This is a genomic window from Aestuariivivens insulae, assembly GCF_022662195.1.
In the GTDB taxonomy this organism is placed as follows: domain Bacteria; phylum Bacteroidota; class Bacteroidia; order Flavobacteriales; family Flavobacteriaceae; genus Aestuariivivens; species Aestuariivivens insulae.
Genome location: NZ_JAKMCS010000022.1, coordinates 16,486 through 37,521, shown reverse-complemented (window position 1 = coordinate 37,521; position 21,036 = coordinate 16,486). Strand labels below are relative to the sequence as shown.

The following is a 21,036-nucleotide window of genomic DNA, read 5'->3' as shown; positions in this document are numbered from 1 at the left end:
TATTGTTTAGTATTCTTCTGTTGAATAACATTTTTATGGTTTGTTTAATGCTTCAATCACATCTAAAATAAATTCATCTGGTAAGAAATGTCCCGATTCATAGAATTTCAGTGATTTATCTTTTACGGAAATATTATCAAAAAAATCTTGGGCTTCCTCTTTAGTGTACCACCAATCTTTTGTGCCCATAAGTAAGGTAACGGGTGCTTTTTGAAATGTTGCAAAGTCCATTGGCGACAGTACTACTTTTTTAGAGTCTTCCTCGCTCATTCCACTTAATTTGGCGCCTTTTTTACCGTCTAAAGGAGCGGCACACACCACTACATGTTTTAATCTATCATCCACCGAGTTTAAAAAGAGCGTCATCATTCCGCCCATACTATAGCCAACCACATTAAACGTAATCGATGAGGTTTTCAATCTGTATTGGATATAATCCATTAGGATTCTAATATCTTTGACTGTTGTAGTGTATAAATTAAATAATTTTTGGTAATCTTTTGACGGGATAAAAGTTACAGGCGAGGCAAAGTTTGCTTCATAGCTTCTTTCGCCATGGTATTTGGCATCCGGGATTATTAAAGAATATCCTAATGTTAATAATGAATCCTTGAGCTTTACAAATTTTTTATTTTTACTGTTTATACGGGGGTTAACCCAAAGGTTTTTACTTTCACTCATACCGTGAAGAAGTATTACAAATTTGTCCTCTATTCTATTTTTGGGGCTTATAAAGTAAAATGGAATTTTGGAATCGAATCCATCAATGACTATTTTTTCAAAGGTTGTGCCATTATCTTCTGTTTGACTTCCAACTATTTTATCGTTGAACTCTATTTTTGGGAAATAACTAAAATCGGCATATGGCTCTTGGGCAGAAGCAATAGTACTACTGAGAAATACTAGTAGAAATGCTAATTTTAAGGATCTAAGTTTTTTCATTGCTATTATTGATTTATTTATGTTTTTTATTCTTTGTTTAATGATTTAATCGCATCAAAAATATAATCGTGTGGTAATGCATGTCCCGATTCATAGAATTTCAATGCTTTATCTGTAATGGCTATTTTTTCAAAAAAATCTTCAACTTCGGCGGTGCTGTAGTGAAGATCTTTTGTTCCCATTAATAAGGTTATAGGTGATTTTTGTACCGTTGCATAGTTTTTCACGGACAAGTTCTTCATTTTTTTTGCATTCTCATCAGTCATTCCCATAATTTTAGAACCTTTTTGAGCATCCAAAGGGGTAACACATGCAACTACACGATGCAATCTATTATCTGCAGAATTTAAATAAATGGATAGCATTCCACCCATGCTATAGCCAACCACATCAAAAGTAATGGAAGTATCTGCAAAACGAGATTGAAAATAATCCATTAGGATTCTAATATCCTTAACCGTAGTAGCAAACATATTATAAACTTTTTGACAATCTTGGGATGGAAAAAAGTATATGGGTGAAGTAAAGTTCCCTTCATAGCTCCTTTCACCATGATACTTGGCGTCAGGAATGATAACAGAATATCCTTCTGCTAATAATAAATCTAAAAGGTATATGTTTTTTTCCGTATTGTTTGAAGGGGGAAGCCAGCTCTCTTTATTACTGGTTATGCCGTGAAGAAGTATTACAAATTTGACCTCTTTTCTATCTTTGGGACTTATAAAGTAAAATGGAATTTTGGAATCGAAACCATCAATGACTATTTTTTCAAAAGTTGCACCCTTATCATCCGTTTTACTTCCTACTATTTTATCGTTGAATTCTATTTTTGGGAAATAACTGAAATCGGCATATAGCTCTTGGGCAAAAGCAATAGTACTACTAAGAAATAGTAGTAGAAATGTTAATTTTAAAGGTCTAAGTTTTTTCATTGCTATTATGTTTTTATAATAAATTTTAATGAGCTGTTAACTTTGTTTAAGTAAGTTTTCCCTCGGCGTAACGTTTTCTAATTTCTTTTTTGTCAAATTTGCCCACACTGGTTTTCGGGACTTCGTCTATAAAAACATAGTCATCAGGTATTTGATATTTTGCAAAGTCTCTCGATAAGTATTCTTTAAGTTCGGAAACACTTGGTTTTTCCTCATGATCTATCATAACCAATGTTGCCAGAGGCCTTTCCCGCCATTTTTTATCAGGGATGGCAATTACGGCGGCCTCTTTTATTTTGGGATGCGACATCAAAACAGATTCCAATTCTACACTTGAAATCCATTCACCTCCACTTTTTATTAAATCCTTCAGTCTGTCTGTAATGACCATATAGCCATCTTCATCGATTGTGGCTACATCGCCTGTTTTAAACCAGTCGTCTTCAGTGAAATTTTCCCGATTGTTTGTTTTAAAATAGGCACTAACAATCCAGGCGCCTTTTACCTGTAATTCGCCCATAGTTTGTCCATCCCGGGGGGCAATAGAACCATCTTCCGTAACAATCCGGAGTTCAACTCCCGGAGCAGGAATCCCTTGTTTAGCCCTTATTTTTAGCTGTTCCTTATATGGAAGAGCCTCGTGTTTTAATTGAAGCTGACTTACGGTGCCAACGGGAGAGGTTTCAGTCATTCCCCAGGCATGAACGCCTTTCACACCAAAATCTTTTTCAAAGGCTTCAATAAGACTTTCGGGAAGTGCCGAGCCTCCAACAACATATTCTTTAAGCGCTAGTTTTTCTTTAGGGGGATTTTTTTTCATTTCATGGTAAATGCCCAGCCAAATAGTGGGTACTCCTGTGGCCTTTGTTACCTTTTCTTCTTTAAGAATTTTGATAAGATCTTCCGGATTAAGATGGGATGACGGCATAACCATATCGGTACCAGATAGTAAGCATGTATAAGGAACGCCCCAGGCCATAACATGGAACTGAGGTACAATGGATAATAATATATCCTTGTTCCCAACATTTGCAACATTTGGCGACATGACCACGGAGGCATGTAAATAGGTGGAGCGGTGTGAATACAAAACACCTTTTGGTAAGCCTGTTGTTCCGCTGGTGTAACACATGCCACTGGCTTCGTTTTCATCTAATTGAGGCCATTCAAAAGCGTCTGACTGTTCTGCTAATAAGTCTTCATAGTGTATGGTATTTGGTAAAGAGGTCTTAAAATCCTTATTTGCATTAATAATGATATAATACTCCACGGTTTCCAAAAGAGGTGCTACTTTTTCGATTAATGGAACTAAAGTCGCATCAACAAAGAGCACTTTGTCTTCGGAGTTGTTGATAATATATTCTATTTGTTGATGGGATAATCTAATATTGATGGTATGGCAAACAGCCCCAATCCCCGGTATGCCGTAGTATAACTCGACATGTGGTCCGTGATTCCACGCAAAAGTGCCCACAATATCGCCCCTTTTTACGCCTAATCTTTTGGTGAGTGCATTGGCCAACTTTTTACATCGTTTATACATATCGCCAAACGTATATTCATGTCTGCTCCAATCAGGTAAATAGGTGATTATTTTCTTGTGGTGAAAAACATTATTGCCATACTCCAATATTGTATTGGTAGTAAGCGGATAATCCATCATCAGGCCTTCCATACTCAAAAATTTAGAATGTTATTATTTCCTTTTATCGCTTTGTATTGCAGAGCGTTCTTTCGGAGCCAGTTTATAGTTCAAATACAGGATTTTAATTGTATTGGAAACGATTTGCCACCGTCAGCAATTTCCAAGTAGGAGTCACGATGCTTTAAATGTAAGAAAAATTTTTAATAAAAAATAGAGGTAATGGATTATTTCCGATGATAGTCTTTAATTTTAGTAGATTATATGAGCTGTTGTTGCAACGTGTTTTTTTCATTTTAGTATTTTTTGTCCTATCTTACTTCTGAAAATCTTTGTGGATTTTCCATTCGGTTTGTATTTGTTAAATTAGGTACTCAAAATACGCAACAAACTATTTGCAAACTGTTGTATACCAAACATACCTTGATCTCCATAATCATTGACCTATACTATAAAAGTATTTACGATGTATACTAAATCCGTTTTTATGTTAACAGCTCTATTTTTAGGAGTAAATGGTAATTTATTATCTCAAGAAAATATCGCAACAAAATTAGGTTATTCGGAAGATTCCAAGCTATTAATTATTCATGCCGATGATTTAGGGGTATCGCATTCAGAGAATATGGCTACTTTCAAAGCTATAGAAAAAGGCTCTGTGAATTCTGCAAGTGTTATGATGCCAGCGCCTTGGGCACTGGAAGCTGTTACCCATGCCAAATCAAATCCGGATACTCATGATTTTGGTGTACATCTCGTCCTGTCCTCTGAATGGAAACATTATAAATGGGGACCGGTTAGTTCAAAAGGCAAGGTGCCTAGCCTTATAGATGAATATGGTTACTTTCATGAGGCTTGTAGAACAGATTTAAATTTGAAAGAGGTAGAAGAAGAGCTAAAAGCTCAAGTGGATCTGGCCTATGCGATGGGTTTTGAGCCTACCCATTTGGATCCACATATGGGTTGTGTCTTACAAACGAGGGAATTAACAGAGCTCTATTTAAAAATAGGGAAGTTGTATCATTTGCCGGTCCTTGTTGTCGAACAACTTCTCACACCAGTATTAAAGGATAAATATAATGTAAGAGTCGTTGTAGATTATTTTTATAATCTAACACCTGAAACTTTTGCAAAAGGGGAGAAGGCCTATTATGTTCGCGTTCTTAAAAATTTAAAACCGGGTTTATCATATTTTTCAATACATACGGCATATGACAATGAAGAAATGAAAGGTATGACTTTTGGCCATCCTGACTGGGGCAGCGTATGGAGGCAAAAAGACTTTAATTTCTTTACAAGTGAGACGTGCAAAGAACTTTTAAAGAAAGAGAATATAAAATTGGTCACTTGGAGACAAATAAAAAAAGCCTTCTATTAAGAGACCTTAGTTTTATAAGATAAATAATATCATTGCTAATAATATATACTGTAGGTTGAATAGACAAAATCATGAAAAATAAAGAAAATGCTTTAATAATTATCATTCTGTTATTATTGAATGTAGCTACTTATTGTCAATTTATTCCGTGAGAAAACTAATTATCATTTAAATAATGTAAAAGAAATGTTTACGAATAAAGTACTATAAATGTTAATATAAAGTTTGTATTACATTTTTGATTTTAGCAATACATCTAGACTATTGTATAATTTTCAGAATTAAAATGTCTCTCCCGTATGCTTTGAAGTTTTAAATATATAATTAACACCTTTCATTTTTTTTGCTTTAATAAACCAATTGAGAAACTTCGGTTTTTTAGGAATATCTAGATCAATAAATGATAATTTATAGGCAGGTATCGCTGGGTATGCATGATGAGCCTCATGAAGGTTGAAATTAAACAGGAAGTACTTAGCAAGATATGGATTGATATAAAAACTCCTTGTATATTTGACTTGGTCTAAATATGATATGGGTTTTACTTCTTTTTTATTAGAAACTGGTATTTCAATATGGGAATGCTGAGTCATAATAATCAATTCTTTAAGCAATAGACTTATGGTGAAGGAAGGAATAAAAAAATGGACTATTAGCTCACCAAAAAAGTAATTAAAAAGCATATACATGATAAAATACATTATGATTTGAGTCTTAACTTTATTATATTTTCTTTGGTTTAAGAACCGTTTAATTTTAAACAAATTCCAATAATTGCTTAGTTTATAACTAAGGTAAAATACAGGGATGAATAATCTCCAAGCTATATTTATAATTAAATTTTTTGTTGTGGAAGAACTTGGCTTCGTGGTGGTTTCAGTAGTTGGATCTTTATCTCTCCAGCCTGTCCATCGGTGATGTTGGTTGTGCATTTGCTGCCAAGAATAATAGGGGATCATTGATAGGAAGCCAAACAAATGTCCCATTACTATATTAAAAAAACGTGTTTTAAAAAAAGATAAATGAGCACATTCATGTAATAATATAAATGTCTGAAGAAAGAAAAATGATAGTATAACTTGGCCAATCCAATATAGTGGCCAGTCATGATTTGTTGAAAGGCCTACGCCGGAGACTAAAAGCACTAGCGGAATGATTAGACTGTAAAAGGCAAGATCATTTCTGGCTTTTAAATGAGATGGTATCATTTTACGTGTCGTCATAGGTTTAAATTAAGATTCAATCTTTTCACAAATTACCGTTTGCATGGCAAGGTTTAAATAATTTTGAAACCATAATATAGGCGTCAATATAAGTTGTCCTAAGAAGTAAGGAAAAATAATACGGTTTAAATTTAAATTCTTTCCAATAATTCTAAAATAAGATCCGGCAAACACATAAAAATAAGGTGGGAAAGCGCCATAAGGCAAATATGTAGTAACCTTAAAACCATTTTTTTTCATCATACTAATAAATGACTTTTTATCATATAATACTGTATGTTGGGGCGCTTGGACTCCTGGCCATTTTCTGCCAAATAACTTGAATGTGATACTATCTAGCCTCGGTACTTCAACAATCAGTTTTCCTCCTTTTTTCAATACTTTTTTGGCCATTTGTATGGATTTGTTTGGGTCGTAACAATGCTCTAAAAAATGCCACATGGTTACGGCATCATATCTATTTTCTTCTATGTCCTGTTCATAAAATAAGCCTTCATAGAATTCAATTTTATTGAAGTCTGGATATTCCAATCCTTCTTTAAAATCTACACCACTTATGTTAACATTGTATTTTTGGTGAATGTGCAATAAAAATGTACCTACAGCACAACCAACATCAAGAATTTCGGTTTGGCCATTTAATTCAACATGTTTAGCCACTAGCTTTTCTTTATCCCGATCGTGCTTATTCATTGTCCATTCATATAATGGCGTTAATAAACCCCAGTTTTTCTTTTTACGATGCGCAATATATTCTCCATCATAAAATTCTTTAATTTGGTCTAAAGCAATTCTTGGATTTTGGTAAACCAACCCACAGTTATTGCATTTTACAAATTGAAATTCCCCTTCTTTACCTGTTAAGTCTTCTTCTCCCTTTAAGAAAAAAGAATAATCATCACCATTACAAGAATAGCAACTTGTAGCTTCAAATCGATATCTGTCCGGATTCTTGAGTTTTTTTAAAAATAGTCTGTCCATATTACAAATTTGTTAATATAAAATACATTATAGGCAAATAGAGTATCGAGAAATATTGAACGCCCCTTTTATTCCTAATCAAATAAATGATGAACAATGGGAATATACTAAACAGAATATTGTTGTAGTTCAGCCAAGGCTTAAAAAGTAATATGCTACAACAAAAAAGAAAAAACATGGGTTTCCAAATGTTATTTGATTGTTTTTTCACAATATCAAAACTATCAAACCCTAATATTAATAAAAATGAGGAGAATAGTATTCCTAATTCAACCTCGTTTGATGAAATCATTGAAGTACAATAAAGTAGAATAGGGTATTTTAATGATGGAATTAATTTTAACATTATCAATTGTTTCCTTAATAAAAGGTAAAAAACCAATGAACTAATTAGCAGCAACAGTATAATTAAAAAAGCATCTGAAAAAAGGAACTTTATACTCAATAAATAGGCGCCAAGAATTACTGAAGTTATTATTTTAAATGATTTGAATTTCTGAGGAATTAAATATGTCCTTTCTGGATGCTCTTTTCTGTCTGTTACCACAGAAAAAGCATCATCAAAAACTCTAAACACGGTAAAAGAAGAAGCTAAAAATAGCATTGAATATATCCATACCTCTCCAGCATCACCAGTCGATAAAACTAGAATAGTCATTAGTATTGTTAGTCCTATTAGTTTAATAAGGTCAATTCTAATTTTTATATATTCCTTTAAAACTGCTATCACAACATTTGAATTTTACCAAGATCACCATCTAATATTACTTCATCATTGTCATTTAAGATATCTGTAATATTTGGGATTCCTATTACCGCTGGAATTCCAAATTCTCTTGCTACAATTGCACCGTGAGATAAAGCCCCGCCACGCTCGGCAATAAGCCCTCCAATTAGAGGGAATACCATGGCCCATCCCGGATCAGTTTGTTTGGTAACCAGTATATCTCCTTTGTTAAGTTTGGCATTATCTAATACAGATTCTAGCACTTTTACCTTTGCCTTAATCCTTCCACCACTCACAGCTAATCCATTAAACTCTGTAAACTCTCCATTAAAAAAAACATCTTCCTTTCTCAATTCCGGTCTTTCTCCAAAATTAGTTGAGAAATTCTCAGGATATTCATTGTTTGATTCCAAATTAAATCGTGTACGTCGTTCTTGAATAACCTCGTTAATGTCTTTTGAAAACATGGATGAGGAGGATAATAATTCTCCAATCTCTTTGTAACTCATAAAAAATAAATCGTCAGCATTTATCATCTTCTTTTCTTCAACAAATTGAGCACCGATTTTTTTAACAATGGTTTTAAAATGATAATACATTTCTGCTTGTTTGTAACGCACTCTTTCTCTGCAGGAAATAGCTTGCTTGCATAATTTTGCGCTTAAATAAAGTAAGCCTACCTCTAAAATAGACACAGGAAAAAATATTGTCCTTTTCTTTATTATTTTCCATGCAAAACTGCGCATAGCTAGTCTTCTTTCTCGATCATTAATCGCAATTACCTCTCGAGGATTTTGCAAGTCTTGGAATATATATGCCTGTAATAACTCGATAAACTTAGTAGGCTCTTCAATATAATTTGTACTAAAAAACATGAGTTCACCAGAACATCTAAAGCCCCATTTTTCAAGATATAAATCCAGTTTTTTTTTAATGTTCAAAAAACTCGGATTTTCCTGGGTTTCTTGGTATATTTCTTTTGATGAATGCGAATGAAAGAAGGACTTTATGTCCTTATTTTTATTGATTTCTTCAGCCATATCATAAATATAATATGACGGTTCACTACTTATTAAACCAGGAATGGCCTGAACCAAAGTATTATGCATGCCAACCTTTTGTTCACCATAAAATATCTTGGTTATTTCTCCTAAAACCTTATAGTGAATCATGGCGAAAAAATCAGCTAAGCTTGCCCGATACCATTGATTGAATCTTAGGTCTAAAAAAGTATAGAAAAGTGATGCCAATGGAAGATGTTGTTCTTTTTTAGTAGCATTCGAAGCAAAATCATCAACCATTTGTTCAATCCTTCTAACATGTTTTTCTAAAGAAAAATTTAATCGAATGAGTCTAAATATAAAACGAACAATAGAGGTGGACTTGGAAGTGTCTATTTGAGTGACATCTTTTTCAGTATATCCTACAAATTTGTTAAAAGCATCCTTTAAGTATACTTTTAAAGGTGATGAGGAAAGTATATTGTGGATACTTGTCATGTTATAGTACAGTCTGTTACCCCAAATGCCAACTATATTACTGAAATCATACTCCAATTTTCGAATACTGCTTTTATTTATTTGCAAAAGACCAGCTAGGTTTTTAAAATAATGGTAATAGGCATCCCGGGCTATAGAATACAATAGTGGTGATATTGGTGCTGGGTAATTTTCGTTTAAATTTGTGTTCGTCCAATGTACTTTCTTTTTTTGCACAACAGTAATAGGTCTTGCTTGTACAAAAAAGATGCTTTGTTTTATAGCAACCCATTCTATATCGATATGATACCCATATTTTTCTTTTAATCTTCTGGCTGTCTGGATTAATTTAATACCATTAAAAGGAAGTTTATCTTTGGGTGTTCCTTTAAAGTCTATCGAGAAGTTATTAGGTGTTACTTTCCCGGAAACCAATTGTTCGCCACCACCGTAAACATATTCGGTATACATATGGGCTGCATTATAGGGTGAGCATGTGAATGTTACTCCTGCGTAATCTGCCTCCAAAAATTCTTGGATAACCACCCCCATTTCCAAAAGCTTTTTGCCCGCATGTTTTTCATATGCCGAAATCCTATCATTATTAAGACCAGACCAACAGTTTTGAATTGCAAGTAGGATATCATTTATATTGTTGCTAACAACAAAGGAGTCTAACTGTCCTGCAAAAGAATAGTTATCGGAATCTTCACCAATGGCAGAGCTTCTTATAATGATCTTATTAGAATTAATTCCGTCCATACAACGTTCTAAGCTATATTTAAAATCTGTGGGAAAGGACTCGTTTTTATGATACACTTCCTGCAATCTTTTACTAATGGCAAATCCCGTAGGTACAGCACACCCATAAGAAATTAAGGAAGAAAGGCTTGCAGCTTTTGCTCCAACTAGGTTGGCCGACAGAGGTTCGTTAAGTGAATATATATAGCTCAAAATGATCTCTTTATATTTAGTTTTACTAAGAATTGACTAATGCCAATGTGTATAATTATACTTAGAAAAAACATAATTAGAATAATCTTAAAAGAAGTGTCCGTAGCCAAAAAATAAAAGGCTAAAACACCAATTATAGAATCTGCTTTGTCTGTAAAGTATTGTAGGTATTTGTATTTTTTTGATAGCTCACCATGAGCTATTCCTAATCTCCTTTTAATATATGAGTTAGGTAATTCGGCCAAAATGTAAGCCAATCCAAGTCCATAACCAAAAAAAGCATCATAGATTATAGATGTCTTAAATGGCCCTAACCAAATACTGCATAGCAGGGCTATTACCCCTGTTAAATTGGGAATGACAATAAGACCTCTATATGTTTTATTGTTCCCAAACCATGGTTTGGAAATAGGGAATGCCAGACCATTAAACCAATTACGTTTAATAATAATCATGTGCATTACATTGCCGAGAATTAAGGGAAGAAAAAACAGATACAAATGGATATGAAGGCTATTCATCTAAGATATTTTTTTTAGCACATCCAACATTTTAAAAGAGGTGGTAAACACATTTTCGATAAATGGATAATTCATTAAAATACTTCCTGTCAAATAAAAGTTAACTCTTGCAATTAAAAATACCCGACCTGCCATTTTAAAGTCATCCAAATAATCAGGCCAATTGTAGGTGTTATTATTTATTGATTTAACCAGAGCAAAATGATATTTCAATAAGTCAACGAAATTCGAACTCTCAAAATCAGGGGTTAATGTAAAAGCTAATAACTCAAATATATCGCGATGAGGAATTCCGTAAGTCGCTAACTCCCAATCATAAATACAGGGGTCGCCGTTGGTTCTGATTGCTATATTCCTTGGGTTAAAATCATTATGGATCAAGGTCATTTTACTTTTGGGTTTATATCCATTTTTACTCCAATCCTCTATGAAATCTGTTAATTCATCAAAACGATGATCTGCTTTTAAATGATCATAGTCTTTTCTGTTTAAAGCTACAAAAGCACTGTAAAGCTCCAGTGCATTTTCAATGGCAAAAGCTTCGATGGATTCAATTTTATTGGTATCGTATTGAAAATTGTAATGCACAATATGAATGCTGTCAATAGTTTTTTTTAGGATTGGAATACACCATTTCTCCGGATTTAATTCAGAATTTATGAGCAACAAGTTTTCTTTCACTAATCGCTCCATAATAATCATGTAAATTTCTCTATCAATATCCTCTTTTGTTCCATATAAAATAGGCATAAACTGAAAACCGATTTTTTGCAAAGCTTTATAAACCTCTATTTCCTTAATGTGGTTGTCTTTGTATTCTAATGTATGGTAATTTTTTGAAAGAATATCAGCTAAATCGACATTAACATTATTCGCCATAAAGTGTAAGCCATCTAAAACCTCTTTACCAAGTGCTTTACTTTTTAATAATAAGGGATATTGTTTCCCATCGATCGTATCGATATCAGCTAGGATAAACCCTATGACCTTTTTAGTAATCTTCTTTGTTAAATCGGTAAGAATTCCATTATCTAAATGAATATCATTAACAAAACTTATACTGGTAATATCTGCGTTAAAAAAAGGAGTGTTTTTTTTTATAAAATCCATATCCACTTCATTTCTGAGTAACCATTTTACAGGCTTATTCCTTCCCAATTTCTGATGTGCACGAGCAAACTGACCACTTACAATGGCGGCCAACGTCGAAATTTCTATGGATAACGCAAAGCCCGCAATTAACTTTGCAAACCGTTCAATCTTTCCTGCTCCATTACAATCCATCAATTCTAATATTCTTGAAGGTACAGGTAAATGGGTGCCGCCACCTACAGTGCCTATAACTAAGTTAGGAAGTACTAGTGATAGATATAAACCCTCTTTGGTTTGCTCTATTTGCAAAATACCGACAGAGGATTCATGAATACATCCCAAATCCTGACCTGTAGCAGCATAGATTCCTGCAATGGCATTTGCCACATTAACATTATGTCCGACCATGCCATCTAAACGACTAATGGAAAGCGAATGATTATAGGAGCTAAACATATCGTTTGCGTTTGTCCTCAATGTTTTTTCAATGATTTCATTTGTTAAAAAACATTCACTTATTACATGGCATCCTCTTCCGTTTTGAATTGCATAAAAAGAAACTTTTTTGTCTGATGCCCCATTGCCTTCAATTACAAAATTTATGATATCTATATTGGTCTCCTGTTCAAAGTTCTGTTCGATCCACAAACAGGCATTCCAAGTACAAGACGTAGTCATGTTTTGTCCGGAAGCATCGCTTGTGGTATACACAAACTTTAGATGTACAATTTTTCCAATAACAACACTTCCAATTTCAAGTAATTCAGCATGGTTACTATGCATTTGTGCCTTTGCCTTTATTTTTTTGAAATTTCTTTTAATCCAATCATCAAAAGCAATAGATTCAGACAAACGCTTAAAGGTATACATGGGAGTTCTGACCATTTTTTGATGTACAATATGAGCTTCAAAGCCTCCACACTCACTAATAGCCTTAATCCCTCTATTCATACTTGCTACTAAAGCACCTTCTGTTGTGGCAACAGCACTATGAACCCATTCAGGGGTTTTGTTTTTATCAATAAATAACAGGGGACCAACTAATCCTAATGGAATTTCAACGGTACCAATAAAACTTTCAATATTGTTTTGTATTTGGGACAGTGCTATAGATTCAGACTTTATATCCTTACTTATATCTTTAGATAAGGTCTCCAAATAATTCATCCTTAACTCAAATGCAGTTGGGTTCATTAACCCTCTGCCAGGTGCTTGTTGATACTTTATTTTCATGTAGTTTTACAATTTGGATTTAACTCATTGAATCGATTAACAAAAATGGTTCTAACATGTTCAATATGCTTATCAAGATTATAAACTTGCCAATCCTTTGTAGAAATTTCATCTAATAATTCGATGCCAAAAGTTCTATTATCACTTTCTTTAGGAACATTAATAAACAAAGGGACAATCGGTAAATTTGCCTCTAATGCCATTCTATATATCCCTCGATTAAAAGGAGCTATTCCATGAAAATGTTCATGTACTCCTTCAGATGAAGCGGCAATAGAGTAGTTGGTTTTTTGAAGAAATTTAGTGGTCTTTTTAAAAAATTTCAATCTTCTTCGGGCATGTTTTTTTTGAGGGATATAAAATGTCCCTGTTGCCAAAGCAGAAATAACCAATGGTATATAAATCCATGTTTTTTCAGAAAGAAGAAATTTTGTATTTTGAAGCCCTAAGGCTGTTAAAAGAAAAAGATCTTGTTCGGCATTATGATTGAAAGTATAAAGTACTTGATGTTTGGGAAATTTATCCAAAGGAGGATAATAACCACGGAAACCATTGACCCATAAAATAGAGCGGGAAGAAGGTTTGATAATAAAGGTTACACAAAGGTTTCTTAGCTTCCCAAAACTTATCACAACAAATATTAAAGCAATGCTTCCTGTAATAAAGGTAATGCTAAGGGCGGTTGTCCATCGGTAAATGGTAATGAATGTTTCTTTTATTTTGAAGTAATATGCCATACTAAACTTGTTAAATTATTCATGCTTTAAACAGGAAGAAAACACTTCTAGTCTGATATTGTTATTATTTCATATTTCCAATGACTTGTGTTTTTATAGCCTTTAAGAATGTTAGGCGATTTAATTGCTTCATAAATTAAAAATGGAGAGGGTGTCATTATAAGTAAAGCAACGGGAGCCAAAAGTAAACCAGAACCATCACCTCCAGAAAAAGCTAAAATTGCTAGTTCAACTCCACCTATGAAAAATGCTGCTCCCAACCAATAAAGTGATCCGTTTATTAAAATAGAAATAACCAAGGGATGCTTTTTTATTTTTTCAATCTGATTAAGTTTTATGTGTCTATTCTTTATATGAATAGTTTCATAGTCTATTATTTTAAACTTCCCTGTTAACTTTATCCCATCAAAAGTTTTAATGCGAATCCTTTTATTTTCCTTAATAATGATGCTTTTAGATTCTTGATCATTATAAATACTAAGACCTCTTTCTTGTGCAATCAGGCTATTAAAAGCAACCAGACTGAAAACTAATAACATAAATTTTTGCATAACTATATTCAATTAAAATGTTTGATTAATTTTTGAATAGTTTAAGATAAACGCAATTAAAATTTCTTTAATAACAACAAAGCTGAACATAAAATTAATTTTGTTGAGGCATCTAATCCTGGCTTTAGCCAAATTGAATTGTCTCCGTTATAATTTTTAGTAGTAACAGCACCTAATGATATACCATTTTCCAAAAGCTCATAAAATTGTGTTGCTTCAGGAATGTTGCCATTTTCATTAATATTTTTGTTATCGTCTAAATTTGTTCTAATGATTTTTATGGTTTGATTGCCGTTAGTAAGATTGCCTAGTTCTAAAAATAATGAAGGAGTTTTATCAATTATTAGATTAATATCCCAATTTTTGGAAATTTCAGAACTGGTGGTAATTGAGCCCCTTATTGTTTTTTCAAATGGAGCATAGCTTTGAACTTCTTCGGTTTCAACTCCAGTGCCTGCTATATTTAATAAGGCATTTTCGAAAGAAGTATCTTTAAGAGTATATTCTTCATTTTGCACAGTTTGTACTTTTAAAGTAGAAGTCATATTATTGAAAGTTGTTAAATTGATAGTGATTTTTTGTTTCACAACAGAATAATAAACACCACGTTTTCTATTTGTTCCAGTTGAGGTTATCCCGTTTTTAACTTTTGCGGCACCATAATTCTCTAAGGTGTATTTGTCCGAATTACCCCAAATAATAGCTCCTTTTGGTTGGATTAAATTTATTTTTTCTGAATTACGGGGCAATGGTTCAAAAAGTCTGATAGAATCTTGTGCAAAAACAACTGTAGTTAGCAAGAAAAGTATAATAATATATATTGTTTTTAAATGAGCGGTAGTTTTCATTTTATAAATATTAGATATAGTTGACACATATGTTTTTTATAAAAGTTAGAGCATGCTAAATAAAATGAAAAGAAATTGTGGATTCGATATTTTTGTCGAAAACTGTTATTCAAAGGTCAAACACTTTATTTATTATTATGTTTAAATCCTTTGCTTATTTTTTCATTTTTACAATCAAGTTATTCATTTTTAAATTACTTTCTTCTCTAATTTAAATTAATAGAATTTTTACCAGAAAACCCGAGCTCCAATATCCACCTTTTTGAGTGTATTAAATCCAATGAAAGGTTCAAAACCAAATTTAAATGAGTAACCAAGTTTTAATCCAATACCAACCGCTAAGTTTCTACTAGTAATGACAGAATAATCATCAATATAATCTCTTTCGTCTTTAAAATTGGTAAACTTTTTTGAACCTCCAATACTTAGCTCAGAATGCACGGCTATATGGTTGAAAAATATCCTACTATATCCTAAATCACAGGTCCAAAAATATTTTCCTTTTTCAGTCTCTGTAGATCCATCCAATTTTGTTTTCTCAACTTTCCCTTTCTGACCGTTAAATTGATGTGAATATCCAAAATGCAGCCTATTGTTATCTCCTCTTGCGAAAATATCTATTATAAAGGTATTGTTTGTAGATTGGGAGAGTGAAATTCCTTCTTGACCCTGACATTCAATAATCAATAAGATTGCGATAAAAACAACGATATTTTTTTTCATGACTTAATGGTCAATTTATGTATACAGTGTACACCATTGCAAGAAATATTAAGGATTAATAACTTTTCTCAGAAATTAAACGGCCTCTTTTATACGTTTGCTCTTTAAGTAGTTTACCATCAGTATTCCATTTTTTCCAAGTTCCATTAGGTTTTCCTTTTTTATAGGTCCATTCATCTTCCATCTGCCCATTCTCATACCACCATTTCGAAATACCTTCTAGTAGACCATTTTTGAACACACCTTCACCCTTTAATTGCCCATTTTGGTGCCACTCTCTCGCTAACCCATTAGGTTGCCCGTCTAAAAATGTTTCCTCCTCTTTTAACTGCCCATTCTCATACCACCATTGTGAAACCCCTTCTTTTTTATCGTTCTTGAATGTTACTTTCTCTTTTAATTCTCCGTTCTCATGCCACCATTGTGCAAGGCCTTCCTTTTTATCGTTTTTGAATAATACCTTATATTTTAATTGCCCATTCTCATACCATTCTATCATAACATCTTCGGCCTTACCATCCTTATAAGTTCCTTCAAAACTTAATTGACCATTTTCATACCACTCTTTATCAACCCCGTCTATTTTATCATCCTTAGTTTCAACCTCTCTCTTTAATTGACCGTTTTCATACCACTCCCTTTGAACCCCATTAATTTTGCCATTTATTTTTGGTATTTGTCTCATTAGTTGGCCATTTTCATAATATTTTTTACTAACACCGTTGGATATACCATCCTTATGTACCGCTTCATAACTTAACTGCCCATTTTCATACCATTTTTTACCTACCCCATCTAATCTACCATTCTTGATGGTTACTTCTTCCTTTAATTGTCCATTCTCATAATAATATTTGACTTTGCCCGTAATTAAGGTCGAGTCGTTTTTTGAAACAAAAAGCTCCCCCATTTTGTTAATGTCATTATAATCAATAATTTTTTCCTCTTGACCAAAGTGAATAAAAGGAATTAGGAACAGAAGTGTTAATATTTTTTTCATTGGTTGGTTTTAGTTAGCCAGTTTTAAGTAGTATATTAAAATTAAAGAAAAAGAGTGTTAATTAAATTTTTTTCGTCAAACACGAATGTTTGAACGTCAAAAGCCTAAATTGTAATAGTCCGTCGAACTTTACACTTACACAATGAAAATGATTTAATAATCACTAAAAACTTCATAGGTCAGAGTTATTAACACCTTCTGTTCAGTACCCGAAGCACCTTCCAGTTTATAAGCCAATTTTAAATCATAATCTTTCATTTGGGATAGGAAGTTATTTGAATAAGTTTCCAAAAACTGCCCCTCAATAGAACGACTTTCTTGATTCGAGCTTGGAGCAACACTACCAATTAGTTCAAAAGGGCAAAAAAGTTTTTTGTATTCATAATCTTCATTGAACCCAATCGTTAGCAATAAAAATGGATTTTTATTGCGCGCAAACCCACTTACAAAATTGGTTACAAATTTTACTGGTCTTATGGATCTGATTTTTTCCAAATTTAAATGGTTATCAGAAGCCATGTTATTAAGGCGATAATTATTCGCTTTAGCCATCCCTGAAAAATAGTATTCATGCGTTTCTTCTGCAATAAAATTAAAATGATAAGAAACCTCAATAATATCCTTCTTTAAATTTACAAGAGGAACCATTGCAAAAGTTTTTACATCGGTCCATAAGCTAAATTTTTTGGAAGGATCACTCCAAATTGATTTTGACCGCATTCTATAGGCCACATAAACAGTATCTTTTATGATTTCAAAATAATCCGTTTTGAAAGGATCATAAAACCCATTGATCAACCAATAATGACACCTTCCGGTATTATTCGGAAAGCTTGTCGAACCTTCACCAACAACACCATTTACCATTATAGGATATGACGGACGAAATTTTTCATAATCCAAACAATCATAAGGATGATCTAATTTAAAATATTCTAATTCTAAACGAACCAAATCTTTTGGTGATTCCCACTTAATTTCAACGACTTCATCCCCATAAATTATAGGAATAATTGAATTATTATTCGGAGAAGTTATAACGGGCTTTTCATAGACAGGTGTATATAGCAAACTATCCGGCGTTGGGCTGGTGCTTTCACAGGGGTCGGTAATTTGAAATGCTGGATTATGCTTATTATTATTACAACAAAACACAGTTAAGAGCAAAACCATTAAGTTAAGCCAATACGAATATCTAATTTTTAAAACTATTGTAATAATAAAATTGTACATGATTAAAATGAAGTATTAGTTAATAACTTAAAAATTAAAAAGCCTTTCATATCTAATGTTAATCCCTAAAAAAACATGCACATTAACCTTGTCGTCATCTGTTGGCCTGATCTATAAACTTATAGAACTCGACTCTATATTTTTGCCCAATGGGGATTTTATGTTTTTGTATGGTAATTTGATTACCACTTATAGCATTCATTTTTTTGAAATTAATGGCAAAAGATTTGTGGGTTCTTACAAAAATATCCTTAGGTAAGGATTCAAGTACAGATGTAAATGTCGCATTGGTCAATAGGCATTGTTGTTCCTGATGTACTTTCACATAATCGCCAAAAGCTTCAATATATAAAATATTTTTAAAGTTAATTTTATGAAGTGTTTTGTTTGATTTAACAAGGAAAAACTGCTCTTCACTTGTGTTATTACCATTATTATAACGCTTCTCCAACACCTTATTCACAGCAATAAAAAAGCGTTCAAAAGAAAAGGGTTTTAGTAAATAGTCAATGGCATTGACTTCAAACCCGTCTACCGCATATTGCGGATAGGCCGTTGTAAAAATTACATGAGGTGGATTTTGTAATGATTTGTAAAAGGTTAACCCTGAAATTTTGGGCATGTTTACGTCCAAAAATAGCAAGTCAATATCATTGAATTCCTTTAGTTTATCAATAGCTTCAATGGCGTTATTGCAAATGGCTTTCATTTCTAAAAAACCAACATCTGCAATAAAATTTTTTAAAACAATTTGAGAAGCAGGCTCATCATCTATTATTAAGCAATTAATTTTCATGCTTATGTAGTTTTAAAATCACTCCAAAGGTATCCTTGGATTTCACTATGTTAAATTCATGTTTTTTGGCATAAACAATCTCAAGGTTTTTCTTAATATTTTCCAATCCAACACCCGAATGTTGGTTCGGCTTCAATTGGTCTTGCGAATAATTATTTTCAATGTGAAATAGAAATTCGTTGTTTTGCAGCGATAAATCGATATTAAGAAAGGTATTGCTTATATCTCCTTTAATCCCATATTTAAAACTGTTCTCCACTAAAGGTATCAATAACATAGGATAAATTTGGTAATTTTCGTTGTCAACCTTACAATTAAACTTGATATTTCCTGTTTCCTTTTGCCTAAACTTCTGAAATTCGATATAATTTTTCAACAAGGTCATTTCGTCCTTTAAAGATACACGTGGCGTGTTAGAGTCGTAAATCACATACCGCAAAATATCAGAAAGTTGCACAATGGCATCTTTGGTTTCTATCTTTTTTTCAATGGCTAAGGCGTAAATCACATTGAGCGAATTGAACAAAAAATGAGGGTTTATTTGAGATCTTAACAAAGAAAGCTGGGTCTGTATCTGCTGGGTCTTAATTTTAAGTTCCCGATTTTCCTGGCGGTTAAAATAGAACCAGTCTACCGAGAGTTTTATTAAGGTGGTACCAACCAACAATAAGCTGTAAATGGCAAACAAAGTGGTATTGGAGTGGTAACTTATAAAGTAATAATCCGGAAAAAGATAGTCGATGCAACGTTCAAAGTACAGGGTACTTAACTTATTAAACGCTAAAAGGGTAATTACAAAAGTGAAGAGATACAGCAAATATTTTTCAGTTTTTAAAAACTTGGGAATCAAGATATAAAAGTTAATGAGTACAGGGATTAGGGCTGTTGATAAAAAACCGACCGTATAAATAACATCGATGGAGTAGGGATGGAGGCTTTCTGCAAAAATAAAAAGTAATACAAAAAGCAAGCAGACCCATAATACTAAATTGAATATAATATTACTCTGTAAAGACATACTGACCGATCGCGTAACAAAATTGTTCATGTTTTTTATTTTTTAATCACTAATGTGGCGAAGAGAAATCCTAGCTATCTTTTTAATCTCTTGTTAGATAATGTATCTCATTAATTTCATATTCATCATCGGATTTATCCCAGTTATCTTCATCTTTGGTATATTTTTTTATAAACTTCACCAACTCTTCTGATGTAGCCGTCAATAATAAATAATCCTCGTACCCCACACCGTAGGCAGTGCTTTTAGGTAAATAATCATAGGCATTGGTCGCTTTTTGGTGGCTTATTTTTATTTTACGGGCATTAATAAGGTCACTAAGTCGCCGTTCGTTAATAAAATCCATATAAACTAGGTTGTTAGATATAATTTTCAGTCTTACAAGTGAATGTGTAACAACTAAGTGGGCTTTAAAAATAAAATTATTGTCTAATTTATCGTCATCATAATTATTGTTACTGCAATCACTTTGGTATATGGGCATTAAATCAAGAAACAATTGGTTGTCAATTTTAAAAGGGGTGCCGAGGAATATGGTACTAGTTTCACCTCTCCTATGAGTTATGGCGTACGAATTCTTATAACCGTCGTAATTCTTTAAATCGTATTCGTATCTGAATAAGACATCATTTAATGATATTTGTGTGTGTTTACCAATATTTTTATAATTATCTTTATTATTTTCGAGGGGGATGTATGGATTTAAATGATAGTTAAGAAGAAAATCTTTAAATTTTTGTACCTCCCAACTGCCTCTTGGAATTTCATAAACTTCATCATCATTTACAAGTTCACATTCCATCCAATTGCCTATAAGTTTTGGTTCAAAATAAACTACGTCTTTTGTGTAAAATGGGTTATAGGATATAACAATATTTGAACATGAGTTGAAAAACAATGTTGCACCTATAATTGCCAACCAAAATTTGATTATCTTCATTAGACCCAAGCTTATTAATTACAATTTAAGAAGAAAAACCAAACCATTTCAAGCAATTTCGTCAAACACATTGATTTAGAAGGCAAA

At 32.7% G+C, this 21,036-nt stretch carries 19 protein-coding genes; 1 reads left to right on the top strand and 18 read right to left on the bottom strand.

All coding sequences use genetic code 11. The features are described from left to right. Positions 1-33: 33 nt before the first annotated feature. From MR062_RS17030 to MR062_RS17020, 3 genes are read right to left on the bottom strand one after another with little or no spacing between them, the layout of a single operon-like run. Positions 34-942: an alpha/beta hydrolase gene (locus MR062_RS17030; protein WP_242206519.1), complete on the bottom strand. Its 909-nt coding sequence runs from the start codon at positions 940-942 to the stop codon at positions 34-36. A 26-nt stretch (positions 943-968) separates the two neighbouring features. Continuing rightward, positions 969-1,874: an alpha/beta hydrolase gene (locus tag MR062_RS17025; protein ID WP_242206518.1), complete on the bottom strand. Its 906-nt coding sequence runs from the start codon at positions 1,872-1,874 to the stop codon at positions 969-971. Between the two features lie 46 nt (positions 1,875-1,920). After that, entirely contained in the window at positions 1,921-3,549 is a 1,629-nt protein-coding gene (locus MR062_RS17020; protein WP_242206516.1) for a long-chain fatty acid--CoA ligase, read from the bottom strand. Between the two features lie 454 nt (positions 3,550-4,003). On the opposite strand from MR062_RS17020, the gene MR062_RS17015 reads away from it, so the two are divergent. After that, positions 4,004-4,894, top strand: coding sequence for a polysaccharide deacetylase family protein (locus tag MR062_RS17015; protein ID WP_242206514.1), 891 nt, complete (start codon positions 4,004-4,006; stop codon positions 4,892-4,894). Between the two features lie 281 nt (positions 4,895-5,175). Here the strand turns inward: MR062_RS17015 and MR062_RS17010 are convergent, their stop codons facing one another. The 15 genes from MR062_RS17010 to MR062_RS16940 form a co-directional block, all read right to left on the bottom strand. Beyond that, positions 5,176-6,117: a fatty acid desaturase family protein gene (locus MR062_RS17010; protein ID WP_242206512.1), complete on the bottom strand. Its 942-nt coding sequence runs from the start codon at positions 6,115-6,117 to the stop codon at positions 5,176-5,178. A 9-nt stretch (positions 6,118-6,126) separates the two neighbouring features. Beyond that, entirely contained in the window at positions 6,127-7,098 is a 972-nt protein-coding gene (locus MR062_RS17005; RefSeq protein WP_242206510.1) for a class I SAM-dependent methyltransferase, read from the bottom strand. A 1-nt stretch (position 7,099) separates the two neighbouring features. Further along, the gene (locus MR062_RS17000) at positions 7,100-7,828 is read right to left on the bottom strand and encodes a hypothetical protein (protein WP_242206508.1); all 729 of its coding nucleotides are present in this window, start codon (positions 7,826-7,828) and stop codon (positions 7,100-7,102) included. Continuing rightward, a complete protein-coding gene (locus MR062_RS16995) occupies positions 7,825-10,257 on the bottom strand; it encodes a PEP/pyruvate-binding domain-containing protein (protein ID WP_242206506.1) in 2,433 nt (810 codons plus the stop codon). The genes MR062_RS17000 and MR062_RS16995 overlap by 4 nt, the downstream gene beginning before the upstream one ends. Beyond that, complete coding sequence (locus tag MR062_RS16990; RefSeq protein ID WP_242206504.1) at positions 10,254-10,778, bottom strand: CDP-archaeol synthase; 525 nt, start codon at positions 10,776-10,778, stop codon at positions 10,254-10,256. Before MR062_RS16990 ends, MR062_RS16995 begins: the two co-directional genes overlap by 4 nt. Further along, positions 10,779-13,103 (bottom strand): phosphotransferase, encoded by a 2,325-nt coding sequence (locus MR062_RS16985; protein WP_242206502.1) that lies wholly within the window; start codon positions 13,101-13,103, stop codon positions 10,779-10,781. Beyond that, a complete protein-coding gene (locus MR062_RS16980) occupies positions 13,100-13,840 on the bottom strand; it encodes a lysophospholipid acyltransferase family protein (RefSeq protein WP_242206500.1) in 741 nt (246 codons plus the stop codon). The genes MR062_RS16985 and MR062_RS16980 overlap by 4 nt, the downstream gene beginning before the upstream one ends. A 47-nt stretch (positions 13,841-13,887) precedes the next feature. Continuing rightward, a complete protein-coding gene (locus tag MR062_RS16975) occupies positions 13,888-14,391 on the bottom strand; it encodes a hypothetical protein (protein WP_242206498.1) in 504 nt (167 codons plus the stop codon). Between the two features lie 56 nt (positions 14,392-14,447). Beyond that, entirely contained in the window at positions 14,448-15,239 is a 792-nt protein-coding gene (locus MR062_RS16970; RefSeq protein ID WP_242206496.1) for a hypothetical protein, read from the bottom strand. 228 nt (positions 15,240-15,467) lie between these two features. Then, complete coding sequence (locus MR062_RS16965; protein WP_242206494.1) at positions 15,468-15,962, bottom strand: hypothetical protein; 495 nt, start codon at positions 15,960-15,962, stop codon at positions 15,468-15,470. A gap of 55 nt (positions 15,963-16,017) precedes the next feature. Further along, positions 16,018-16,962, bottom strand: a complete 945-nt coding sequence (locus MR062_RS16960; protein WP_242206490.1) for a toxin-antitoxin system YwqK family antitoxin — start codon at positions 16,960-16,962, stop codon at positions 16,018-16,020. Between the two features lie 153 nt (positions 16,963-17,115). After that, a complete protein-coding gene (locus tag MR062_RS16955) occupies positions 17,116-18,135 on the bottom strand; it encodes a hypothetical protein (RefSeq protein ID WP_242206489.1) in 1,020 nt (339 codons plus the stop codon). A gap of 154 nt (positions 18,136-18,289) precedes the next feature. Continuing rightward, the gene (locus MR062_RS16950) at positions 18,290-18,991 is read right to left on the bottom strand and encodes a LytR/AlgR family response regulator transcription factor (RefSeq protein WP_242206487.1); all 702 of its coding nucleotides are present in this window, start codon (positions 18,989-18,991) and stop codon (positions 18,290-18,292) included. Continuing rightward, the gene (locus MR062_RS16945; protein WP_242206485.1) at positions 18,981-20,039 is read right to left on the bottom strand and encodes a sensor histidine kinase; all 1,059 of its coding nucleotides are present in this window, start codon (positions 20,037-20,039) and stop codon (positions 18,981-18,983) included. Before MR062_RS16945 ends, MR062_RS16950 begins: the two co-directional genes overlap by 11 nt. Positions 20,040-20,091: 52 nt before the next feature. Then, on the bottom strand, positions 20,092-20,949 hold the full coding sequence (locus MR062_RS16940; protein WP_242206483.1) for a hypothetical protein: 858 nt from the start codon (positions 20,947-20,949) through the stop codon (positions 20,092-20,094). Positions 20,950-21,036 lie beyond the last annotated feature (87 nt).